Origin of the sequence: Kribbella sp. NPDC051936 (genome assembly GCF_040680955.1) — a bacterium.
Classification (GTDB): Bacteria; Actinomycetota; Actinomycetes; order Propionibacteriales; family Kribbellaceae; genus Kribbella.
In genome coordinates this window covers 421,673-440,356 of the sequence record NZ_JBFAXS010000004.1, presented here as the reverse complement: position 1 = coordinate 440,356, position 18,684 = coordinate 421,673, and the positions used below count along the sequence as shown (strand labels likewise).

Below are 18,684 nucleotides of genomic sequence, written 5' to 3'. Positions count from 1 at the left end.
CCGTTGCTGACGTGCTTCCGGTCGCCTCCCCCTCTGTCACGCACTACGCTCCAGAGTCGCCTGTGACACTCGGTCCATGGGCCTGAGAGGTTCCGGGGAGGAATTGCCCCTTCGGCGCCCGACGACACGGGACTCTCCCGAGTGCTGTGAACGGCTGTCCCGAGGCTACCAGGAATCCGCGCACAGTTCGGGCACGCAGGACCGAACGAGACGTCAGCCGGTCATCCGGGCGCGGCGGCGGGCGGCGAGTTCGTCGCGGGCGTGGGCCTCGGAGTCGGCGTCGTCGTGGCCGTCGGCCCGCTCGGTCGGGAGCTCCGACAGCGAGCCCTCGACCTCCCGCCAGACACCGCCGAGCGCGATGCCGAACACACCCTGGCCGCCGGCCAGCAGATCGATGACCTCGTCCGGCGAGGTGCACATGTACACCGACGCGCCGTCGCTCATCAGCGTGATCTGGGTCAGGTCGTCGAAGCCGCGCTTGCTGAGGTGCGCGATCGCGGTCCGGATCTGCTGCAGCGAGATCCCGGCGTCGAGCAGCCGCTTGATCACTTTCAGCAACAGGACGTCACGAAAACCGTACAACCGCTGCGTTCCCGAGCCGGTCGCCGGGCGCACGGACGGGGAGACCAGGCCGGTGCGGGCCCAGTAGTCGAGCTGCCGGTAGGTGATCCCGGCCGCGGCGCAGGCCGTCGGCCCCCGGAACCCGACGTCCTCCGGCATCGGCCGCAGGTCGTCGTCGAACAGCAGACCCTGGACGCCGGCGGTGGCTGTAGCGGCAGCCATGGCCTCTGCGTGCGCGTCGGACGTCGACTGCGCCGTCAGATCCGTGTCCCCGGTGCGTGTCACGCCTGAGCCTCCCTGGATACCGACTGGAACGAGTCATCTGCATGGAGTGACATCACCCCACGACTCCTTCACGGTAAGCCGCCGCCCGAACCGGGTCAACGACAACCGCGTCGAGCCGCGAGCGTGTCGCGACCGTCGTACGAATCGTTACCTAGCCGCACTTGCACCATCTGCCGCACCACGGCGGGGCCGGGGTGTCAGCTCTTGTCGAAGTCCTCCGGGGTCACCTGGTCGAGGAACTCCCGGAACCGCTCGACCTCCTCTTCCTCCTCCACCTCGTCGGCGTCGTTCGCCTCGCTCTCCGGGACCGGGATGCCGGCCTCGGCGAGGATCTCGTCGGCGCAGAACACCGGCGTGCCGGTCCGCAGCGCGATCGCGATCGAGTCCGACGGCCGGGCCGAGATCTCGGTCTTGTCGTCGAACACCAGGATCGCCTCGAACACGCCGTCGGTCAGGTTCACGATCCGGACCTGGCTGAGCGTGTGCCCGAGCACCCGGATGGTCTCCGCGAACAGGTCGTGGGTCAGCGGCCGGGGCGGCTCCATCCCCTGCTGGGCGAAGGCGATCGCACTCGCCTCGGCAGCACCGATCCAGATCGGCAGGTATCGCTCACCTCCGACCTCCTTGAGCAGCACGATCGGCTGACTCGAGGGCATCTCCACCCGGACTCCGACCACGTCGACTTCGCGCACCCCTTCAGCCTACTCCGAGCCGAAGCACCGGGCGGGCCGAAGGGGTCACCTGTGGACGAAGGCCGTGCGGTCGCCTACGGACGCGGCAGGCGGGAGCGGACCAGAGCGGTGTGCAGCCGGACGGTGAGGGCGGCCAGCTCCCCGGTCTGTTCGGTACGGCGCGGTCCCGTGACCTGCTCGATCAGGCCGACCTCGCGATCCGCCGCCGTCCGGAACGCCCGCAAGTGCCGCGGCTCGATCCCGTACGACGCCAGCTCGGCCGCGACCTGCGCGACGACGATCGCGTCGCCGCCGTAGTGGTTGCCGCTGGCCACCACCAGGCCATGGCCCTCCAGCTCACCGAGCAGCTCCGACGACACTCCGGCGGCCCGCAGCAGCTCGTCGCGGGTCAGCCGCAGCTCGGTGCCCGCGGCATCGAAGTCCTCGGCGACCGGCTGGCCGGGAGTCTGCGGCAACGAACTCGGCGCGACCGGTGGACCCGCGGCCGCCGGACGCAGGCCGCGGTCGATCGCGCCGAGATGTTCCTTGATCACCTTCAGTGGCAGGTACTGGTCGCGTTGCGCGGTCAGCACGTACCGCAGCCGATCCAGGTCGGCGGCGCTGAACTTGCGGTAGCCGGACGCCGTCCGGGCCGGCGTGACCAGCCCCTCGGCCTCCAGGAACCGGATCTTGGAGATCGTGACGTCGGCGAACTCGGCCTGCAGGAGCTGCAGCACCTCGCCGATGCCGCGGCCGCCCACCGGCCCTTCGGCGCTGGGATCAGGCTTGGCCACTGGCGTAGTACACCAGCCGGTACTTGCCGATCTGGACCTCGTCGCCGTTGTTCAGCAGGACCTCGTCGATCCGGTCCCGGTTCACGTACGTGCCGTTCAGGCTGCCGACGTCGCGGACCTTCACGCCGTACGGGTCCCGGCGGAACTCGGCGTGCCGGCGCGACACCGTCACGTCGTCCAGGAAGATGTCGCTGTCCGGGTGCCGGCCCGCGGTCACCACGTCGACGTCGAGCAGGAACCGGCTGCCCGCGTTCGGGCCGCGCTGGACGATCAGCAGGGCGGACCCGGCCGGCAGCGCGCCGACGGCGGCCGCGTCGTCGACCGACAGCGGCTCACTGGTCTGCTGTTCCGGCTCCGGCTCGGCGCCGATCGGCGTGAGCATCGCGGTGTCGGTGACGCCGGGTGTCGGCTGGGGGGTCGCCGGGGCTGCCGCCGGGCGGTCCGCGCCAGGCAGCATCGCTCCGCACTGCGAGCAGAACCGGCTGCCCTCGGAGTTCTCGTGCCCGCACTGGTTGCAGAACGGCATGCTGTGATCCTCCCGATCGCCGGCGGTCCGGCGACGTCTTCGATAGACCCCGTATTGACAGTGTTGACAGTGTGGACAGCGGCCTCAACCCTCGACCAGCGGTTGAGGCCGGTAACGCTACCAGTCAGTTGTCAGCTCTGGTCGAGCTGCCCCTTGTAGGCCTCGGCGTCCATCAGCGCGGCCACCTCGGCGGCGTCCTCGACCTCGATGTCGAGCAGCCAGCCCTCGCCGTACGGGTCGCTGTTCACCAGGTCCGGCTGGTCGGCCAGCGCCTCGTTGACCGCGGTCACGGTGCCGTTCACCGGGGCGAACAGGTCGCTCACGCTCTTGGTCGACTCCAGCTCACCGCACGCGTCGCCGGCCCGCACCGCGCTGCCGACGTCGGGCAGCTGCACGTACACGATGTCACCGAGCTGGTCCTGCGCGAAGTCGGTGATGCCGACCCGCACGGGTCCTTCCTCGCCGGCCTTCAACCACTCGTGCTCGGCCGTGTACTTCAGGTCTTCGGGGTACACCTTCGTTCCTCTTTCACTCAAGTACAGCTACAGGGACAGCTACTTGGTCGGGCTGGGCGCCGGGCGAGCGTAACGATGCTCCTCCGGGACGTGCAAGGCGGTGATCGGGACGTTCCCGAGCTCGGTGACCTCGGCCGTTCCGCCCACCTGCGGGCCGGTCACCTCACTGACCAGACCGCCCGGGAAGTTGGCCGCCTCGGCCAGGTTGTGGGACTCCCCGATCGCCTCGATGACGTACGGCGAGTTCACCTTCTGGCCGTCGATCGAGATCCCCGGCGCGTCGTCCACGAAGTCCGTGCTGGCCACCACCCGGACCGACCCGTTGACCTGGATCGCCTCCGCGCCGGCGTCGCGCAGCTCCTCGATCGCGTCCAGCAGGTTGCTCGAGGTCATCTTGCCCTGCGGGTCGTTCAGCGTGATCCGGACCCCGGGGCCCTGCGCGGGCAGCGTACCGGCGAGGATGCCGAGGGTGCGGACCTGGGCCTCGGCCTGCTCGCGCGCGGTCTGCGCCTTGTCCGCACTGGAGGACAGCGAGTTCTTCCGCTCCTCCAGGTCGGCGATCTCGCTCTCCAGCCGCCGGGTGTTCTGCCCGAGGCCGTCGAGGATCGCGATCAGGTCCTCGCGGCGGGCGTTCTGGTAGCCGTCGTCGGCCCGGTTCACCCGGACCTGCACGACCGCGACGCAGGCCACCAGCGCGAGCACGACCGCGACGATCGCCTGGCCGCGGGACGGCTTGAACCCGGCCCGCAGCCGGCGCAGGGCCAGGTTCGGCGTCCGCGGCTTCGGCTTGGGCATCGGTGTCGGGGTCTGCGGCGCATCGGCAGGCGAACCTGCAGGTGTGCCGGCAGGTGTGCCGGCAGGTGTGCCGGCGGCCGGTTGCGCGGGTTTGTCCGGTGTCTCGTCGCTCATGTCAGGCCCGGAAGATGTGCCGCCGGATCGCGGCCATGTTGGTGAAGATGCGGATGCCGAGCACGACGACCACACCGGTGGACAGCTGCGACCCGACGCCGAGCTGGTCGCCCAGGTAGACGATCAGGGCCGCGATCAGCACGTTGGACACGAACGAGACGACGAACACCTTGTCGTCGAAGATCCCGTCCAGGAACGCGCGCAGTGCGCCGAACACCGCGTCGAGCGCGGCGACGACCGCGATCGGCAGGTACGGCTGCGCCCAGTCCGGGACGTCGGGCGCGACCAGCAGACCGATGACGACACCGATCACCAGCCCGAGTACGGCGATCATCTCGTTCTCACCTTCGCGTAGCGCAACGCGATGGTCGCATCGGCCGGCACCTGCAAGGAATCCTCCGTCGTGATCGTCATCCGGACATCGAAGTTGCTGACCAGGTACTGCACCCACTGCCCGCCGGAGCTCTGCGCGAACCGGGCGGGCATGGTCGCGGTGTCCCCGATCGCGAGCACCGTGTACGGCGGGGTCAGCGAACTGTAGTCAACGGTGATGGCACTGCCCGCGCCGCGGATCGCGGTCAGCGACGTGATCCGGTGCCCGTTCACCGAGACCGCCTCCGCGCCGGACGTCCACAGGCCGTTGACGAGTTGCTGCAGGTCGACGTCGAGCAGCCGGCCTTCCTTGGCGTCGGCGTCCTTGGCGTCGTCGATCACCGCCTTGATCCCGGGGCCGGTGACCGCGATCGCCCCGGTCTGCAGCTCCAGGTCGTCGAGCTTCTGCTGCAGCGCCGCGCCCGTGCTGTCGTTGCTCAGTCCGCTCGCCTGCAACCGGCGGACCTCGTCGGCGAGCTGGGACTGGTGGTTGCGCAGCTCGTTCAGCCGGGTGTCGGCCTGGTTGATGCGGGTGATCAGTTCCTTGCGCTGCTTCTCCGCCTCGGGCGCGCTGCGGTAGTTCTGCGCGGCGGCCACGGCGAGCAGGAAGCCGAGGACGGCGGCGGCCAGCACCAGCATGGTCCGGTGCCGGGAGCGGGTCTGCTTGCCGTCGGCGTTCGACCGGGTGCGGGCGGCGACGGCGTACCCCTCGTCGATCGGGTGCGCCATCAGGTTGTTCAGCAGTGACATCGACGCGTCGACGCGCCGAGGAGGCGTCTGCTGGGGGGCTTGCTGGGTCACCCGGCCGAGTCCTTGATCGGTTTGACCGTCTGGGTCAGGTGCCGCAACTGGGCGAAGTACAGCGCGCCGGCCCAGTAGTACAGACCGGTGCCCCAGATCGCGAACGCCCAGCCGAACACGCGGGCGAGCAGGTTGAGCGTGCTGTCGCCGTCACCGAGCAGCAGCAGCGGGAACGCGTACAGCAAACAGAAGGTCGCGGACTTGCCGAGAAAGTGCACCGGCAGCGCGTTGAAGCCGCGGCGGTGCAGGGCCGGCAGGGTGAGGGTGAGCAGCACGTCCCGCAGCGGCAGTGCGATCGCCAGCCACCAGGGGATGATGTCGCGCAACGCCAGCCCGATGACGGTGGCGAAGATGTACAGCCGGTCGGCGACCGGGTCGAGCATCTGGCCCAGGCGGGTCGTCTGGTTCATCCGCCGGGCGATCTGGCCGTCGGCCCAGTCGGTGAACCCGGACACGGCCAGCACGAGCAGCGCCCAGCCGTCCTCCTCCGGCCCGAGGACCAGCCACAGGAACAGCGGCACGCCCAGCAACCGCAGGAAGCTGAGTGCGTTCGGGATCGTCCACACCCGGTCGGACACTTCCAAGTCCGGCACGCGACCCCTCCCTCTCTCCACCCTGGATACCCGTCGTAACTCTACTGGGGCGCCCCGACAGGTTTACGGCCGCCTGGCCCGGGGCACGCCCCGGCTTTCCCCTGATACCAGAACGCGCCTGCCCGGCGGCCGCTATGCCCGCGACGAACCAGTGACCCGATCGATACCCCCTGGTGATGCTTACGCTGAGCACATGAGGTTCCTCGTACTGATCTACGGCAACCCGGAGTCCCGGGCGGTATGGGACGCGTTGACGGATGAGCAGAAGAAGGAAGGCATGGCCGGGTACGCCGCCCTGCACGAGGCGCTGGCCGCGCGTGGCGAGCTGGTCGCGTCGGAGTCGCTCGACGCCCCGGAGCTCACCAAGCAGGTGCTGGTCCGCGACGGCAGGCCGATGACGACGGACGGTCCGTTCGCCGAGGTGAAGGAGCAGCTGGCCGGCTTCTACCTGCTCGAATGCGATTCGATGGACCGGGCGGTGGAGATCGTCGCGCAGATCCCGGAGGCGCCGTTCAGCGTCGTCGAGGTGCGTCCGGTGCGTGACCTCGGCGCGTTCATGTGATGCTCGAGGAACTGCTCCGGGAGCAGGCGCCGCAGGTGCTCGGCGCACTGGTCCGGCGGTACGGCGACTTCGACGCGTGCGAGGACGCCGTCCAGGAGGCGCTGCTGGCGGCGTCGCTGCAGTGGCCGGCCGAGGGTGTGCCGGACAATCCGCGCGGCTGGCTGGTCACGGTCGCGTCGCGGCGGCGGATCGAGGTGCTGCGGAACGAGGCGGCCCGGACGCGCCGCGAGGAGACCGTGGCCTCGTGGACTGCCCCGGAGCCGGCGTCGGCGGAGGACGACTCGTTGACGTTGCTGATGTTGTGCTGCCATCCGGCGCTGACGCCGCAGTCGCAGGTGGCGTTGACGCTGCGCGCCGTCGGCGGGCTGACGACCGGTGAGATCGCCCGCGCGTTTCTGGTGCCGGAGGCAACGATCGGTCAGCGGATCAGCCGGGCGAAGGCGAAGCTCCAGGGCGCCCGGTTCGCGATGCCGCCGGCGTCCGAGCAGCCCGAGCGCCTGGCCGCCGTACTGCATGTGCTGTATCTCGTCTTCAACGAGGGCTACACCGCCTCGTCCGGTACGTCGCTGCACCGGGTCGAGCTGAGCGCCGAGGCGATCCGGTTGACCCGCCAGCTGCACGCCTCGCTGCCGGCCGAAGGTGAAGTGGCCGGTCTGCTGGCGTTGATGCTGCTGACGGATGCGCGTCGCCCCGCGCGGACGACGGCCGACGGTGCACTGGTGCCGCTGCCGGAGCAGGACCGGTCGCTGTGGGACGCGGCCATGATCGCCGAGGGCACAGCGTTGATCGAGTCGACGTTGCGGTCCGCGCCGGTCGGGCCGTACCAGTTGCAGGCGGCGATCGCCGCGGTCCACGACGCGGCGACCACCGCGGACGAGACCGACTGGCGCGAGATCCTGATGCTGTACGAACTGCTCGAGTCGACCGCGCCGGGTCCGATGGTGACGCTGAACCGGATCGTGGCGGTCGCGATGGTGCACGGGCCGGCCGCCGGGCTGACGTTGCTCGACGACGTGGATCCGGCGCTCCACGACCACCACCGGCTGGCCGCCGTACGGGCGCATCTGCTCGAGTTGTCCGGCGACACCGCGGCCGCCCGGGAGGCCTACGAACTCGCCGCGCGGCTCACGCAGAGCCTTCCCGAGCAGCGCTACCTGCTGTCCCGGGCGGGCTCTGCGGCCGGCCCCAGCTGAGCTCTGCCTCGATCGTCAGCTCCAGTACGCCGTCCTGCGCGTACGGACGGACCGCGGCCTCGATCCCGGCGTCGAACGCGGCGGCCTCGTCGGCCGGCATCAGGTGACGGGCGAGGCTGGACGTCGAGTGCAGCCGCTCGATGTAGTCGGTGACGGTCTGGCGGTACGTGACGGGCGCCGTCCGCGCCGTGCCGGTGAGGTCGAGCAGGCCACGGTCCCGGATCGCGTGGACGACGTTGAACTTCGGGTCGTGGTTCTGCTTGCGCGAGTGCCGCTCGATGACCTGGACGAGTTCCGGCAGCCAGGGCTCCTCGACGGGACCGTGGTCGATGACGACCAGCTGGGCGTGCGGCGTCAGGTGCGGGACGATCCGCGCGAACGTCTCCTCCCACGGCATCCAGTGGATGCTGGCGCCGGCCGTCACGAGCGCGTACGGGCCGTCGAGGGCGGCGGTCTCGATCGGGCTGACCTGCCAGCTGATGTTCGGACGGTCGCCGCCCGGGCGCAGCTTGCCGGCCTCGACCATCGGCGCCGAGAAGTCGACCGCGTCGACGTGCTCGATGTGCGGCGCGAGCGGCCGGGCGATCGCGCCCTCGCCGGCGCCGATGTCGAGCACCCGGCGCGGCTCGTCGGTGATCAGCTCCAGGAGCCGGTCGAACACCTCGTCCGGGTACGGCGGCCGATGCTGGTAGGCCTCCGCCACTGCCGCCTGCTGGAACGTCGCCGCGAGTTCGGTCATGCGTCGGAGCGTAGACCGCGGTGCGCCACCCGAGTACCGCATTCTGCTGCGGGCCGACGTAACCTGCCCGTCTCGTTCGGTCACGCGGCTGAAACACGCGCTTCTTACTTTTTGAGAGTCCACGTCAGCCCGCACGAGGCGGTGAGGCCGATGTACGAGCACGTCGACCCGTTCATCGGGACCGGCGCCACCGACCTGCCCACGCCCAAGGGCCTGGCCGCGACCTGGTGGTGGCCCAAGCCGCAGGTCGGCAACACCCACCCGGGCGCCATGCACCCCTTCGGGATGGTGTCGGCCTGCCCGTACTCCGGCGCCTACCCGACCGGCTACGGGCTGTACGACTTCAACACCGAGGGCGTGCCCGGACAGTTGTACGACCGTCCGGTCGCCTCTGGCTTCACGCACTTCCAGCAGTCCGGCACCGGCGCGATCCGCAAGTACTACAACTACTTCCGGGTCACGCCGATGCTCGGCCCGCTCGACGACCTGGGCACCACGTGGGACCTGCTGGACGAGGTCGCCGAGCCCGGCTACTACGCCGCGACGCTGAGCTCGGGGGTGCGCTGCGAGGTGACGGTCGGCCCCAAGTCGGCTGTGCACCGGTACACCTTCCCGTCGCACGACGCCGCCCGGATCGTCATCGACGCGTCGACCGGCGGCCTCGCGATCCCGCACAGCAAGACCGTGCCGCTGAAGGCGCACCTGGCACTGCTGGAGCCCGGCGTGGCGCAGGGCGAGATCCACGTCGAGGGCGTGCCGCTGGCCGTGCACCTGGAGGTCGACGCCCCCGGCTGGCGGCAGCTGCTGTGGTACGACCGGCGCCTGATGCCCGGCGGCACCCGCCTCGACTTCGACTACATCCGGCCGACGACACTGCGGCCGTTCGGCCTGATCTTCATGGGCCCTTCGCGCGCCGAGCAGACCGTCGAGGTGCGGCTCGGGTTCTCCCTGCGCGGGTGCGAGACGGCCCGCGACAACCTGCACTCGGACGTCGGCCGCACCCGGACCACCTTCGCCGTACGGCGGGACCGTACGGCGGCCACCTGGCGCGACCACCTCGGCAAGGTGGCGATCGACGCCGCGTCCGATGACCAGGCGACCGTGTTCGGCACCGCGCTCTACCACTCGCTGGTCAAGCCGTGCTTCGCCCCGGACGAGAGCCCGTCCTGGACGACCGAGGGCCCGTACGCGTTCGACATCTGCACCATGTGGGACATCTACCGCACCCAGCTGCCGCTGATGACCACGCTGTTCCCGCAGCGTTCGGTCGCGCTGGCCGGCGCGATGCTGTCGATCTGCGAGCAGGAGGGCAACCTGCCGATCGGCTACCGGATGGCCAAGGGCGCCGACCGGTTCTCCCGGCAGGGCAGCGCGCTCGCGCACACCTTCCTGGCCGACCTGTGCCACCTGGACCTGCCGGGGATCGACTGGGACTGGGCCATGGTGCACCTGGAGATGGACCTGCGCCGGACGTACGGCGAGGACTACCTGGTGCACGGTGTGGCGCACCCGATCAGCCACACCCTCGATCTCGCGTACGCCTACCACTGCACCGCGGCGATCGCCCAGAAGGTCCGCGACCGGCCGCTGGCGCAGCAGATGCGTGATCTCGCGCAGGGCTGGCGGGCGGCGTACGACCCGGGCACCGGTCTGCTGCGCGACTCGACGTTCTACGAGGGCGGCCGGTGGAACTACTCCTTCCGGCTGTTGCACGACATGCGCGCCCGGATCGCCCTCGCCGGCGGCGACGCGGCGTTCGTCAGGCTCCTCGACACGTTCTTCGGGTACGACGCCGCGCCGGTCACCCAGCCGGGCGTGGCGCCGAGTGTGGCCGAGATGGACGCCGGGTACGGCCTGTGCCGGTTCGAGGGCCTGAACAACGAGCCGGACTACGAGGCGCCGTGGTCCTACCACTACGCCGGCCGGCCGGACCGAACCGCCGAGGTCGTGCACGCCGCGATCGCCAACCAGTTCGGTACCGGCCGGGGCGGCCTGCCGGGCAACGACGACTCCGGCGGGCTGTCCGCGTGGTACGTGTGGGCGACGCTCGGGCTGTTCCCGGTCGCCGGGCAGAACCTCTTCCTGGTGAGCGCGCCGGCCGTAGCGGAGTCCACGACCCGGCTGCCCGAGGGCGACCTGTCCATCACCACGACAGGCTTCGAGCAGGTCGAGGCAGGCGGACCGGTCTCCTACATCCAATCCATCGCGGTCGACGGCAAGACCCTCGAGCGCCCCTGGATCTCCGGCCGGGAGCTGCGGCACATCCGCACCCTGCACATCGAGCTCGGCCCCCGGCCCTCCGGCTGGGGCACCCGGATCAGGCCACCGTCCACGTCCGACCCACTGCACACCACTGGAGGTGAGGCATGACCATCGACGACCACTCCCCCGAGCCGTCCACACCCAAGCGCCGCCTGGTCATCGTCGTCCGCGCCGACCCGGTGATCTGCGGGCACTCCGGTGAGGCGCGGTGCCTCGCAGAAGTGGCGCTCACCCGCGGGTTCGACGACGTACGGATCGTGACGTGGCCGCTCGACGCGCTCGAGGCGGCCGGGCTGCCGTTGAAACCGCTCGATCGCGTGCTGCCGTACAGTCCCGGGATCACCGTGGAGCGGCCCGGCCCGGTCGGCGACTACCGGGTTCCGGACGGGCGTTACCTGTCCGGGCTCGTCGGGCGGCTGGTCGAGCTGTTCAGCGACGGGGTGCCGACGGTGGCGATGTCGCTGTATCTGAGCCCGCACGCGATCGCCGTACAGGAAGCCGTCCAGGTGGCGCGCCGGATCGGGCCCGCCCAGGTCATCACGGTGGCCGAGGCGGTGGGGTCGGACATCACCAACGTGGTGCGCGAGTGTGTGGACACCGGCCGGTTCGGGGCGGCAGCGCACATCCTGTCGGTCTACCTGGCCGCCGATCACTGCGTGGCGGTGTCGGAGTACACCAGGGACCTGATCGTGGCCGCGGCGGCGACCCTCGACGCTATGCACGGCACGACGTTCGCGCAGCAGTGCAGGGAGCGGATCGCGATCTCCTACCCGGCGGTCGACTCCTGGTCGTACCTGTCGCTCACCGACGACAGGATCGCCGAAACCCTCGCCCGGCGCGGCCTCGCGCGGGACGGCTACGTGCTGTTCCTGTCCCGGATCGCCTCGGCGAAAGGGGTCGACGACCTGATCGACGCCTACGCCGGGTCGCGGTCGGCCGAGCGGGTGCAGCTGGTCCTGGCCGGGCGCGGGCCGCAGGAGGACGAGGTGGTGGCGCGGGTGGCGGCCGCGGGCCTGGGCGAGCGGGTGCGGGTGCTGACGGACGTGGACGACGCGGAGAAGCCGGCGCTGATGGCCGGCAGCGCGGCGTTCGTGCTGCCGACCCGCGAGCAGCCGGAGTTCGTGGAGACGTTCGGAATCGCGCTGGTCGAGAAGGCGCTCGCCGGCGGCGGGCCGGTCATCACCTGCGCGACCGGTGGCGTACCGGAGGCGGTCGGTGACACGGCCTTGCTGGTGCCGCAGCACGACCCGGTCACGCTACGAGCCGTGCTCGACGAGGTCGTGTGCGACTGGACCCGTGAGCAGCGAGCGGAGGCCGAGCGGCGCGCGCGGGCGTACGCGTTGCAGTTCGATCGGGCCGCGGTGTTCGACCGACTCTTCGCGCTCGCCGAGCCGCCCGCCGTCCACGTCGCCTGAGCTCTACTCGGCGCTCCAGACGGTCGCGTGCTGTTCGAAGTACCCCGGGTCGCTGTGCACCGGGATGACGCAGAGCAGGTGACCGCCGGGCGCGCGCAGGGTGTGGCAGCCTTGCCAGCTCGCGACCTCGACCGCGCCGAGCCCGGTCAGCCGCGCCACCTCGGCCGGTACGTCATCGGTCTCGATGTCGAGGTGGTAGCGCGGCTCGTCGTCGACGGACTGGATCGCCGTCACGTACCCCGGGACCGCGTCGTGCAGCGTGGTAGAGGGTTATTCGGAAGTCCCCACAAGGAAAGAAGCAAGAGGGGAGGAAAAGAGGGTGGGAGTTGGGTGCCTGGCGGTGACCTCGCCGATCTCAGTTGATCGTCCTGCCGCGCGCGGTGGCTGAGGGGCGGCTCGCAGTTCGATGAACGGCGGCAGACGAGAAGGGTGACGCCGCCGGCCCAGCCGCGCGCCCAACTCCCACTCCATCCTGTCTCTGGCCGGAGCGGCACGTTGGGGAGAATTTCTTCCCGATCCGGGAGCAAAAACCTCCCCAAGTCAGGCAGTGGCGGTCCGGATGGACCGGTGCCGTGCAGGCACAGCACCCCCTGCCGGTACGAGCCAGCGCCGACGGGCGGCCCTCCGCGGCCTGGTCCAACACCTCTCCAACGGTGGGCCGATCGACGTTCTCACACGCTGCCGACGTGCAGACAAACGTCCGGCTACCCGCCGAAGTCAGCCACCACCCTAAATCCCATCTCTCTTCCTTTCTCGATCTCTTCTTTACCCTCGCCCCCTGAGGACCTACTCAAGCCTGCTGAATAACCCTCTTCTGAATAGCCCTCTTGGTCGTTCCGGACGGGAGTCGTCCGGAACGGGGTTAGCCTGCTCCGCATGGAAGCGCTCGAGGAGTCGCAGGTCACCGTCGTCCCGGCGAACGAGGTGCCGTGGGAGGACCTGCAGGCCGTGTTCGGCACCACGGACGCCGGGCAGTGCCAGTGCCAGCGGTTCAAGATCCGCGGCTGGATCTGGCGGGACTCGACACTCGACGAGCGGATGACGAGGCTGCAGGACCAGACCGCCTGCGGTACGCCGGACGCGCCGTCGACGGCCGGCCTGGTCGCGTACGTCGACGGTGAGCCGGCCGGATGGGTCGCCGTCGAGCCGCGAACGGCATACCCGAAGTTGCGGACGTCGCGCATCCCCTGGGCGGACCGCTCCGAGGACAAGGACGACGAGAGCGTGTGGGCCGTGACGTGCATGACCGTCCGCAAGGGTTTCCGCGGCCGCGGCCTCACCTACCACCTCGCCCGCGCCACGATCCCGTACGCCAGAACGCGCGGCGCCCGGGCCCTCGAGGCCTACCCGATGCTCACCCAGCCCGGCAAGACCATCACCTGGGGCGAACTCCACGTCGGCCCCCACCAGGCCTTCGAAGAAGCCGGCTTCCGCCAACTCACCCACCCGACCCTGCGCCGCACGGTCATGCGCATCGACTTCACCTGACTCAGTCATAGGTGGCCTGGGCCTGCCAGGCGGCTCGGTGGAGGGTGAAGAGCCAGGCGCGGGTATCGGCGGTCTGGAACTGGAAGCGGGCCTGGCGGGTCTCGGCGCTCGGGTCCCACCAGCGCTCCGCGGTCAGCCACGGGCCGGCCCAGCCGGTGATCGGGTGAATCTTGTTGCTGTCGGCAACTTGAACGCCGGGGGCCCGGGCGGTGCCGACGGGGAGCAGGGTGAACGCGGACGGGACGCCGGACAGCTCGCCGCGGGCGGTGACCGAGACCTGGGTGCCGTCGGTGGCGAACACCTTCGCGGGGATCGGCTCCGGGAAGATCGTGGTCGGCGCCAGGGCCGGCCAGCGCCCGCTGCCGGTGATCGCGCCGGGCCACGGCTGGTCCGGCGGCCGGGGCGGCACCGCCGGGTCGCCCCACGGGACCAGCGTCTGCCGCTCGGCGAACCCGCGCCCGCCGCCGATCACCACGGACGCGACCGCACCGTGACCGAGCATGCTCTGCACCCGCGACAACGCCCGGTGGATCCGCTCGTCCGGCCCGCCGCCCCACAATCCGTCGGCATGCGCACCGACCGGATCCGCCTGGTCCGGGATCAGCCGCACCCGGACCACCGGTGACGTCAGCTCGCTGGTCGCCGTCCCGCTCCCCTGCAGTTGCCAGCGCACCCGGTCCACCACGTCCGCCGCGGTGAACCAGCGCGGATGCAACCACTCCCGCTCGTGGATCCGCCCGGACTCGGTGCCGACCTCGACCCGCAGCGTCGTACACACCAGGCCGAGCTCGGTCAGCCGGACGATCAGCTCGTCGGCGACCACCCGGACCGCGAACGCGACCTGGTCGACACGGTCCACCGGCGGCTCGAAGTCGAGCGTGCGGGTCAGCTCGGGCGGGATCTCCCGGCCGGTCACCGGGCGGTCGTCGCCACCCCGGGCGAGCCGGTGCGCGAAGGCGCCGTCCGGGCCGAACCGGGTCAGCACCTCGGTGCCGGGCAGCCGCGCGAACGCACCGAGCGACCGCAGTCCCAGCCGGCGCAGCAGATCCGTGAGCGCCGGCTGCTCGAGCACGTCGACCGACAGCGGCGCGAGGAACTCCGGCGAACCGCCCGGCGGCACCACGTGCACCCGGGTCCGCGCGGAACTCACCCGGGCCGCCTGCTCCGCGGCGAACGGGCCGTCGGCGACCCCGATCCGGCTGCCGGGCACGTCGAACGTCTCCAGCCGGTCGAGCAGCTTCGCCGCGGCGGTCTCCTCGCCGCCGTAGAACCGGGCCGGCCCGCGCGCCTTCAACGCGCACATCCCCGGACGGATCACCTGCACGCCCGGCGTGATCGCCTCCAGGCACGAGATCACCGGATCGAACGCCCGCGCGTCGACGACCGCGTCGTACTTCAGCACGACCAGCTCCGGGCAGCGCGACTGCGCGTCCCGGGCCCGTTGCCCGCGACGCACCCCGTCGGCGCGGGCGGCGGCGGAGGTGGCGAGCACCTTCCCCTTCTCCAGCACCGCGATCGGCTCGTCCGGCGACCGCCCGGTCGCCGCCGCGGCCGCCGCCACCGGCCAGTCCGGAACCCAGATCACCATCGTCCGGGTCAGCCCGCCGCCCATCAGCCCACCGCACCGATCCGGTCCGCCCACTCCTCCTGCCAGCCAGGAGCTTCAGCCGGCTCGGCGGAGCGGATCGCGCCGTCGGGGCCGGGCAGCCAGAGGTCGTGGCGGGCTCGCACGGCGGCGCGCCGGCCGGTCACCGCGACGGTCGCCCGGCGGGCGGTGAGCAGACCTTCGCCGTCGCCGAGGCCGGTCCAGGTGTTGCTCTCGATCTCGAACCGGGCCTCGCTGCCCGGCCACGACCCGTAGGCGATCAGCATCGCGCCGCGGGTGCGGAGCCGCGCGGCCAGCCGGGACGCCTCCCCCGGCGTCACCTCGCCGGGCGGACGGACGACGACCACGGTCAGCGCGTCGACCAGCGCGGCCACGACGCTCAGCCACTCCCGCCCCGGATCCGGGACGAGCACGAGACGCTCCAGGTCCACCCCGAGCCCACGCGCCGCCTCGGCCCCGAACGACGGCACGCCGACCACACCGCACCAGGCGCCCTCCGCGGACGGCCCGGCCATCAGGGCCATCACCAGCGCGGCACTCCCACGCACCGAATACACCGAACCGCCGCGCAGGCTCGCGCCCGCCAGCAGCTCACTCACCGCCGGATGCGTCGGCAGCTCCCGGTCCACTCCCGCCGTGTCCAGCGCCTGCTGCACCCGAGCCGCCGAAGGCACCTTGCCGACCCCCGCGACCGGAGCGAGCCGCGCCTCCTCGCCGCCCCGCACCTCTTCCTGCGCCTTCTCCTGGGCATTCTTCTGGGCCTTCGCCCTGGCGAGAAGCAGGCGGGCGTGATCAAGGGCCGTGACCCGGCCTTCCGATGCCTCGCTCCCCGTCATGACTCCATGTTCGAACACCTGTTCGAACAAGTCAATCCGGTCGTCCACAGGCCCGCGGCTGGCTAGAGTCCAGGGCATGCGACGCGTCGATCACCCTCGGTACACCAGCGCTTTGCGGCAGGTCGAGGACAGTATCGACGCCGCCTGGGACAGTTTCCGCGCCTCCGCCGGAGCAACCCCCGAGGAGGCTCGCGACCTGGCCGAGGTCGTCCTCCAGAACACCTCGGAGTTCGACTGGCGAGTCGTGGACGGCGCCCTGAAACAGCTCACCTGTCCGGATTGCGGCGCCCAACTCGGCGCAGGCTCCGTCGGCTGTCCGAGCTGTGACCGGGCGAACGGGTTCCGGTTCGCGGCCCGCGAGACCGACCGGCCCGGCGTACCGCCGGGCAACGAGCACGCGATCCGCGTCTCCTCCGCGGTCGCCCGCACCCGCCACCGCTACTCGCCGCGCGCCCGCGCCGGCTACGAGATCGTCCTCCCCGAACTGCTCGCCGGAGGGCTCCCGACGACCCAGCAGGCCCAGCACGCCAAGCACCTCATCAACCAGCTCACCGACGACGAGGTGGAGCACCTGCTCACCCTGGCGGACATAGGGTGAGGGCATGCCAAGGACTATTGCCACCAACACCAAGGTCGAGCTCGACGGTCTGCTGGAGTTCGTGCGGCCGCGGCACCACATGTTGCTGATGACCACCCGGGCCGACGGGACCGTGCAGGCGTCGCCGGTCTCGGGCGGCGTGGACACCGAGGGACGGATCGTCATCTCGTCGTACCCGGAGCGCGCCAAGAGCACGAACGTGAAGCGGACCGGCAAGGCCGGCGTCGTCGTGCTGTCGGACGAGTGGAACGGCGCCTGGGTTCAGGTGGACGGCAGCGGCGAGGTGATCGAACTGCCGGAGGCAGTGGACGCGCTGGTCGACTACTACCGCTCCATCTCCGGTGAGCACCCGGACTGGGACGAGTACCGCGAGGCGATGGTGAAGCAGGGCAAGTGCCTGATCCGCATCACCCCGGAGCGCTGGAGCCCGATCGCCACCGGTGGGTTCCCGGCGCGCCTGGCAGACTGATGCGGACGGCACTGGTCGTCCACGCGCATCCGGACGACGAGGTGTTCGCCACAGGTGCCGCCACGTCCGTGCTGAGCGATCAGGGCTGGCATGTCGTCCTGCGGGTCGCCACCGGCGGCATGCACGGAGCCCTCGATCACCTCGGCGTCTCCTGCGCACTGCTCGGCATCAAGGAGTGGGACTGGCTGGGAGAGGTCGACCAGTGGATCGACGACGGCGGGCGCGGTGGACCGCGCTCGCCGGCCGCGGCGTCGCCGGACGCCCTGGCCGAAGCGATCGAGGTCGCGGCCGCCCAGGTCGAGCCGGAGCTCATCCTCACCGTGGGCAGCGACGGGCTGACAGCTCACCCGGACCACATCGCCATCTCACAAGGCGTCCAGCAAGCCCTGCGGCGCCTTGACTGCCGTGCGCTCGGTGCACGAGTCAGGGCGCAAGACGTGCGTGCCGGTGAGCAACTGATCCAACAGCTCGCACCAGGCGAGCGTGTCGGCTCGGGCAAGGTCAGGGGATGCGAGACGCCGCTAGAAGTGATCGGTGGAGCATCAGAGCAGCGACGGCGGCAAGCACTGGACGCGTACTACGAGGGTCTGGGCAGCAAGCCGCTCGCGGAACTCCTCGGCGTACACAGGGCAAGCAGCGACGGCCTGCTGCTGCGTGCGGTGTTCGACGCGGCCGGCTGGCAGCACGACCGTTTCGAGGAGCTCACTGCTTCGAACGGCGCTCCATCGTCGCGGTGATGCGCTGCATGGCGCCTTCGAGGTGTTCGCGCAGCGCCGCCTCGGCGCCCTCCTCGTCGTGCGCCACACAGGCGTCGAGGATGGCCTGGTGTTCGCGCCGGGTCTGCTCGATCCGGGCCTTGGTCTGCCGCGAGCCGAACCGGTAGCGCTCGCTGTTCTGCCAGACCGGCTCGATCGCGCGGGGCAGCCACCGCGAACCGCCGGCCCGGTAGATCGCGAAGTGGAACTCGGTGTGGGCCTGCCGGGACGCGATGTTGTCGCCCTGCTTCGACAACCGGACGTGCTCGGCCAACGCGGTCCGCGCCGCCGACGCGTCCGTGTCGGAGAACTGCGTCGCGGCGGCCCGCACGGCCAGCGACTCCAGCGCCAGCCGGGTCTCGTGGGTGTCGCGCAGGTCCTCCATGGACAGCTCACGCACCCAGGCGCCCTTGTGCGGGACGATCTCGACCAGTCCCAGCGCCGCCATCCGCCGCAGCCCTTCCCGGATCGGCATCTGGCTCATGTCCAGCCGCTTGGCGAGCTCCTCGAGCCGCAGCGCCGTACCGCTGGGGAGTTCGCCGGACAGGATGAGTTCGTGCAGCTCGGCGGCGGCTTCCTCGGCGAGCGTACGACGCCCGGTCGGTCCACCGGGCGTGAGCTCGAGACGTCGGATCATCAGTAGCTGGCAGCCTCTCTCCTCTTCAGCTCTGGAGGTACCGTAGCCGCCGACCGGGTATCCGGAGCCCTTCGGCGACGGATTGCTCAGTAAATAC

The 18,684-nt window shown here is 70.9% G+C and carries 22 protein-coding genes and 1 riboswitch; of the genes, 8 read left to right on the top strand and 14 right to left on the bottom strand.

The window, feature by feature from the left end; genetic code table 11:
* Positions 1–60: 60 nt before the first annotated feature.
* A riboswitch (glycine riboswitch) is annotated at positions 61–150 on the bottom strand.
* A gap of 63 nt (positions 151–213) precedes the next feature.
* From AB0L64_RS16040 to AB0L64_RS16000, 9 genes are all read right to left on the bottom strand, one after another.
* A complete protein-coding gene (locus AB0L64_RS16040) occupies positions 214–783 on the bottom strand; it encodes a MerR family transcriptional regulator (RefSeq protein ID WP_363711139.1) in 570 nt (189 codons plus the stop codon).
* A gap of 260 nt (positions 784–1,043) precedes the next feature.
* Positions 1,044–1,538, bottom strand: a complete 495-nt coding sequence (locus AB0L64_RS16035) for a bifunctional nuclease family protein (RefSeq protein ID WP_355690393.1) — start codon at positions 1,536–1,538, stop codon at positions 1,044–1,046.
* Between the two features lie 74 nt (positions 1,539–1,612).
* On the bottom strand, positions 1,613–2,311 hold the full coding sequence (locus AB0L64_RS16030; protein WP_363710868.1) for a MerR family transcriptional regulator: 699 nt from the start codon (positions 2,309–2,311) through the stop codon (positions 1,613–1,615).
* Positions 2,298–2,837, bottom strand: a complete 540-nt coding sequence (locus AB0L64_RS16025; RefSeq protein ID WP_363710867.1) for an FHA domain-containing protein — start codon at positions 2,835–2,837, stop codon at positions 2,298–2,300. The genes AB0L64_RS16030 and AB0L64_RS16025 overlap by 14 nt, the downstream gene beginning before the upstream one ends.
* 131 nt (positions 2,838–2,968) lie before the next feature.
* Positions 2,969–3,352, bottom strand: coding sequence for a glycine cleavage system protein GcvH (gene gcvH, locus AB0L64_RS16020; protein ID WP_355690388.1), 384 nt, complete (start codon positions 3,350–3,352; stop codon positions 2,969–2,971).
* Between the two features lie 39 nt (positions 3,353–3,391).
* Entirely contained in the window at positions 3,392–4,147 is a 756-nt protein-coding gene (locus AB0L64_RS16015) for a DUF881 domain-containing protein (protein ID WP_359929590.1), read from the bottom strand.
* A 115-nt stretch (positions 4,148–4,262) separates the two neighbouring features.
* Entirely contained in the window at positions 4,263–4,595 is a 333-nt protein-coding gene (locus AB0L64_RS16010; RefSeq protein WP_012920789.1) for a small basic family protein, read from the bottom strand.
* Positions 4,592–5,434, bottom strand: coding sequence for a DUF881 domain-containing protein (locus AB0L64_RS16005; protein ID WP_363710866.1), 843 nt, complete (start codon positions 5,432–5,434; stop codon positions 4,592–4,594). Before AB0L64_RS16005 ends, AB0L64_RS16010 begins: the two co-directional genes overlap by 4 nt.
* On the bottom strand, positions 5,431–6,027 hold the full coding sequence (locus tag AB0L64_RS16000; RefSeq protein ID WP_359929594.1) for a CDP-alcohol phosphatidyltransferase family protein: 597 nt from the start codon (positions 6,025–6,027) through the stop codon (positions 5,431–5,433). The genes AB0L64_RS16005 and AB0L64_RS16000 overlap by 4 nt, the downstream gene beginning before the upstream one ends.
* 193 nt (positions 6,028–6,220) lie before the next feature.
* Between AB0L64_RS16000 and AB0L64_RS15995 the strand changes: the two genes are divergently transcribed.
* Both AB0L64_RS15995 and AB0L64_RS15990 read left to right on the top strand, forming a co-directional pair.
* Positions 6,221–6,589: a YciI family protein gene (locus AB0L64_RS15995; RefSeq protein WP_363710865.1), complete on the top strand. Its 369-nt coding sequence runs from the start codon at positions 6,221–6,223 to the stop codon at positions 6,587–6,589.
* The gene (locus AB0L64_RS15990; RefSeq protein ID WP_363710864.1) at positions 6,589–7,782 is read left to right on the top strand and encodes a sigma-70 family RNA polymerase sigma factor; all 1,194 of its coding nucleotides are present in this window, start codon (positions 6,589–6,591) and stop codon (positions 7,780–7,782) included. The genes AB0L64_RS15995 and AB0L64_RS15990 overlap by 1 nt, the downstream gene beginning before the upstream one ends.
* Here the strand turns inward: AB0L64_RS15990 and AB0L64_RS15985 are convergent.
* Positions 7,715–8,521: a class I SAM-dependent methyltransferase gene (locus AB0L64_RS15985; RefSeq protein WP_363710863.1), complete on the bottom strand. Its 807-nt coding sequence runs from the start codon at positions 8,519–8,521 to the stop codon at positions 7,715–7,717. The genes AB0L64_RS15990 and AB0L64_RS15985 overlap by 68 nt on opposite strands.
* 150 nt (positions 8,522–8,671) lie before the next feature.
* Here AB0L64_RS15985 and AB0L64_RS15980 point away from each other — a divergent pair, with 150 nt between their 5' ends.
* Both AB0L64_RS15980 and AB0L64_RS15975 read left to right on the top strand, forming a co-directional pair.
* Positions 8,672–10,891, top strand: a complete 2,220-nt coding sequence (locus AB0L64_RS15980; protein WP_363710862.1) for a glycoside hydrolase domain-containing protein — start codon at positions 8,672–8,674, stop codon at positions 10,889–10,891.
* The gene (locus AB0L64_RS15975) at positions 10,888–12,198 is read left to right on the top strand and encodes a glycosyltransferase (RefSeq protein ID WP_363710861.1); all 1,311 of its coding nucleotides are present in this window, start codon (positions 10,888–10,890) and stop codon (positions 12,196–12,198) included. The genes AB0L64_RS15980 and AB0L64_RS15975 overlap by 4 nt, the downstream gene beginning before the upstream one ends.
* A gap of 3 nt (positions 12,199–12,201) precedes the next feature.
* Here AB0L64_RS15975 and AB0L64_RS15970 read toward each other — a convergent pair whose 3' ends face one another.
* Entirely contained in the window at positions 12,202–12,432 is a 231-nt protein-coding gene (locus AB0L64_RS15970) for a VOC family protein (RefSeq protein WP_363710860.1), read from the bottom strand.
* Positions 12,433–13,074: 642 nt separating this feature from the next.
* Here AB0L64_RS15970 and AB0L64_RS15965 point away from each other — a divergent pair.
* Positions 13,075–13,686, top strand: coding sequence for a GNAT family N-acetyltransferase (locus AB0L64_RS15965; RefSeq protein WP_363710859.1), 612 nt, complete (start codon positions 13,075–13,077; stop codon positions 13,684–13,686).
* Position 13,687: 1 nt separating this feature from the next.
* Here AB0L64_RS15965 and AB0L64_RS15960 read toward each other — a convergent pair whose 3' ends face one another.
* Complete coding sequence (locus tag AB0L64_RS15960; protein ID WP_363710858.1) at positions 13,688–15,298, bottom strand: DNA polymerase Y family protein; 1,611 nt, start codon at positions 15,296–15,298, stop codon at positions 13,688–13,690.
* Positions 15,298–16,128 carry a hypothetical protein gene (locus AB0L64_RS15955; protein ID WP_363710857.1) on the bottom strand — a complete coding sequence of 277 codons (831 nt, stop codon included), beginning with the start codon at positions 16,126–16,128 and terminating at the stop codon, positions 15,298–15,300. Before AB0L64_RS15955 ends, AB0L64_RS15960 begins: the two co-directional genes overlap by 1 nt.
* Positions 16,129–16,204: 76 nt before the next feature.
* Here AB0L64_RS15955 and AB0L64_RS15950 point away from each other — a divergent pair, with 76 nt between their 5' ends.
* The 3 genes from AB0L64_RS15950 to AB0L64_RS15940 are packed head-to-tail and all read left to right on the top strand — an operon-like array spanning position 16,205 to position 17,932.
* Entirely contained in the window at positions 16,205–16,726 is a 522-nt protein-coding gene (locus tag AB0L64_RS15950) for a hypothetical protein (RefSeq protein WP_363710856.1), read from the top strand.
* Positions 16,727–16,730: 4 nt separating this feature from the next.
* Positions 16,731–17,195 (top strand): PPOX class F420-dependent oxidoreductase, encoded by a 465-nt coding sequence (locus AB0L64_RS15945; protein ID WP_363710855.1) that lies wholly within the window; start codon positions 16,731–16,733, stop codon positions 17,193–17,195.
* The gene (locus tag AB0L64_RS15940) at positions 17,195–17,932 is read left to right on the top strand and encodes a PIG-L family deacetylase (RefSeq protein WP_363710854.1); all 738 of its coding nucleotides are present in this window, start codon (positions 17,195–17,197) and stop codon (positions 17,930–17,932) included. Before AB0L64_RS15945 ends, AB0L64_RS15940 begins: the two co-directional genes overlap by 1 nt.
* On the opposite strand, the gene AB0L64_RS15935 is transcribed toward AB0L64_RS15940, so the two are convergent.
* Complete coding sequence (locus tag AB0L64_RS15935; RefSeq protein ID WP_355690357.1) at positions 17,898–18,587, bottom strand: GntR family transcriptional regulator; 690 nt, start codon at positions 18,585–18,587, stop codon at positions 17,898–17,900. The genes AB0L64_RS15940 and AB0L64_RS15935 overlap by 35 nt on opposite strands.
* Positions 18,588–18,684 lie beyond the last annotated feature (97 nt).

Coding starts and splice junctions, on each gene's coding strand:
- AB0L64_RS16040 (WP_363711139.1), bottom strand. CDS start 783: ATGGCTGCCGCTACAGCCACCGCCGGCGTCCAGGGTCTGCTGTTCGAC.
- AB0L64_RS16025 (WP_363710867.1), bottom strand. CDS start 2,837: ATGCCGTTCTGCAACCAGTGCGGGCACGAGAACTCCGAGGGCAGCCGG.
- AB0L64_RS16015 (WP_359929590.1), bottom strand. CDS start 4,147: ATGCCCAAGCCGAAGCCGCGGACGCCGAACCTGGCCCTGCGCCGGCTG.
- AB0L64_RS16010 (WP_012920789.1), bottom strand. CDS start 4,595: ATGATCGCCGTACTCGGGCTGGTGATCGGTGTCGTCATCGGTCTGCTG.
- AB0L64_RS15995 (WP_363710865.1), top strand. CDS start 6,221: ATGAGGTTCCTCGTACTGATCTACGGCAACCCGGAGTCCCGGGCGGTA.
- AB0L64_RS15990 (WP_363710864.1), top strand. CDS start 6,589: ATGCTCGAGGAACTGCTCCGGGAGCAGGCGCCGCAGGTGCTCGGCGCA.
- AB0L64_RS15985 (WP_363710863.1), bottom strand. CDS start 8,521: ATGACCGAACTCGCGGCGACGTTCCAGCAGGCGGCAGTGGCGGAGGCC.
- AB0L64_RS15980 (WP_363710862.1), top strand. CDS start 8,672: ATGTACGAGCACGTCGACCCGTTCATCGGGACCGGCGCCACCGACCTG.
- AB0L64_RS15975 (WP_363710861.1), top strand. CDS start 10,888: ATGACCATCGACGACCACTCCCCCGAGCCGTCCACACCCAAGCGCCGC.
- AB0L64_RS15965 (WP_363710859.1), top strand. CDS start 13,075: ATGGAAGCGCTCGAGGAGTCGCAGGTCACCGTCGTCCCGGCGAACGAG.
- AB0L64_RS15960 (WP_363710858.1), bottom strand. CDS start 15,298: ATGGGCGGCGGGCTGACCCGGACGATGGTGATCTGGGTTCCGGACTGG.
- AB0L64_RS15955 (WP_363710857.1), bottom strand. CDS start 16,128: ATGACGGGGAGCGAGGCATCGGAAGGCCGGGTCACGGCCCTTGATCAC.
- AB0L64_RS15950 (WP_363710856.1), top strand. CDS start 16,205: ATGCGACGCGTCGATCACCCTCGGTACACCAGCGCTTTGCGGCAGGTC.
- AB0L64_RS15945 (WP_363710855.1), top strand. CDS start 16,731: ATGCCAAGGACTATTGCCACCAACACCAAGGTCGAGCTCGACGGTCTG.
- AB0L64_RS15940 (WP_363710854.1), top strand. CDS start 17,195: ATGCGGACGGCACTGGTCGTCCACGCGCATCCGGACGACGAGGTGTTC.
- AB0L64_RS15935 (WP_355690357.1), bottom strand. CDS start 18,587: ATGATCCGACGTCTCGAGCTCACGCCCGGTGGACCGACCGGGCGTCGT.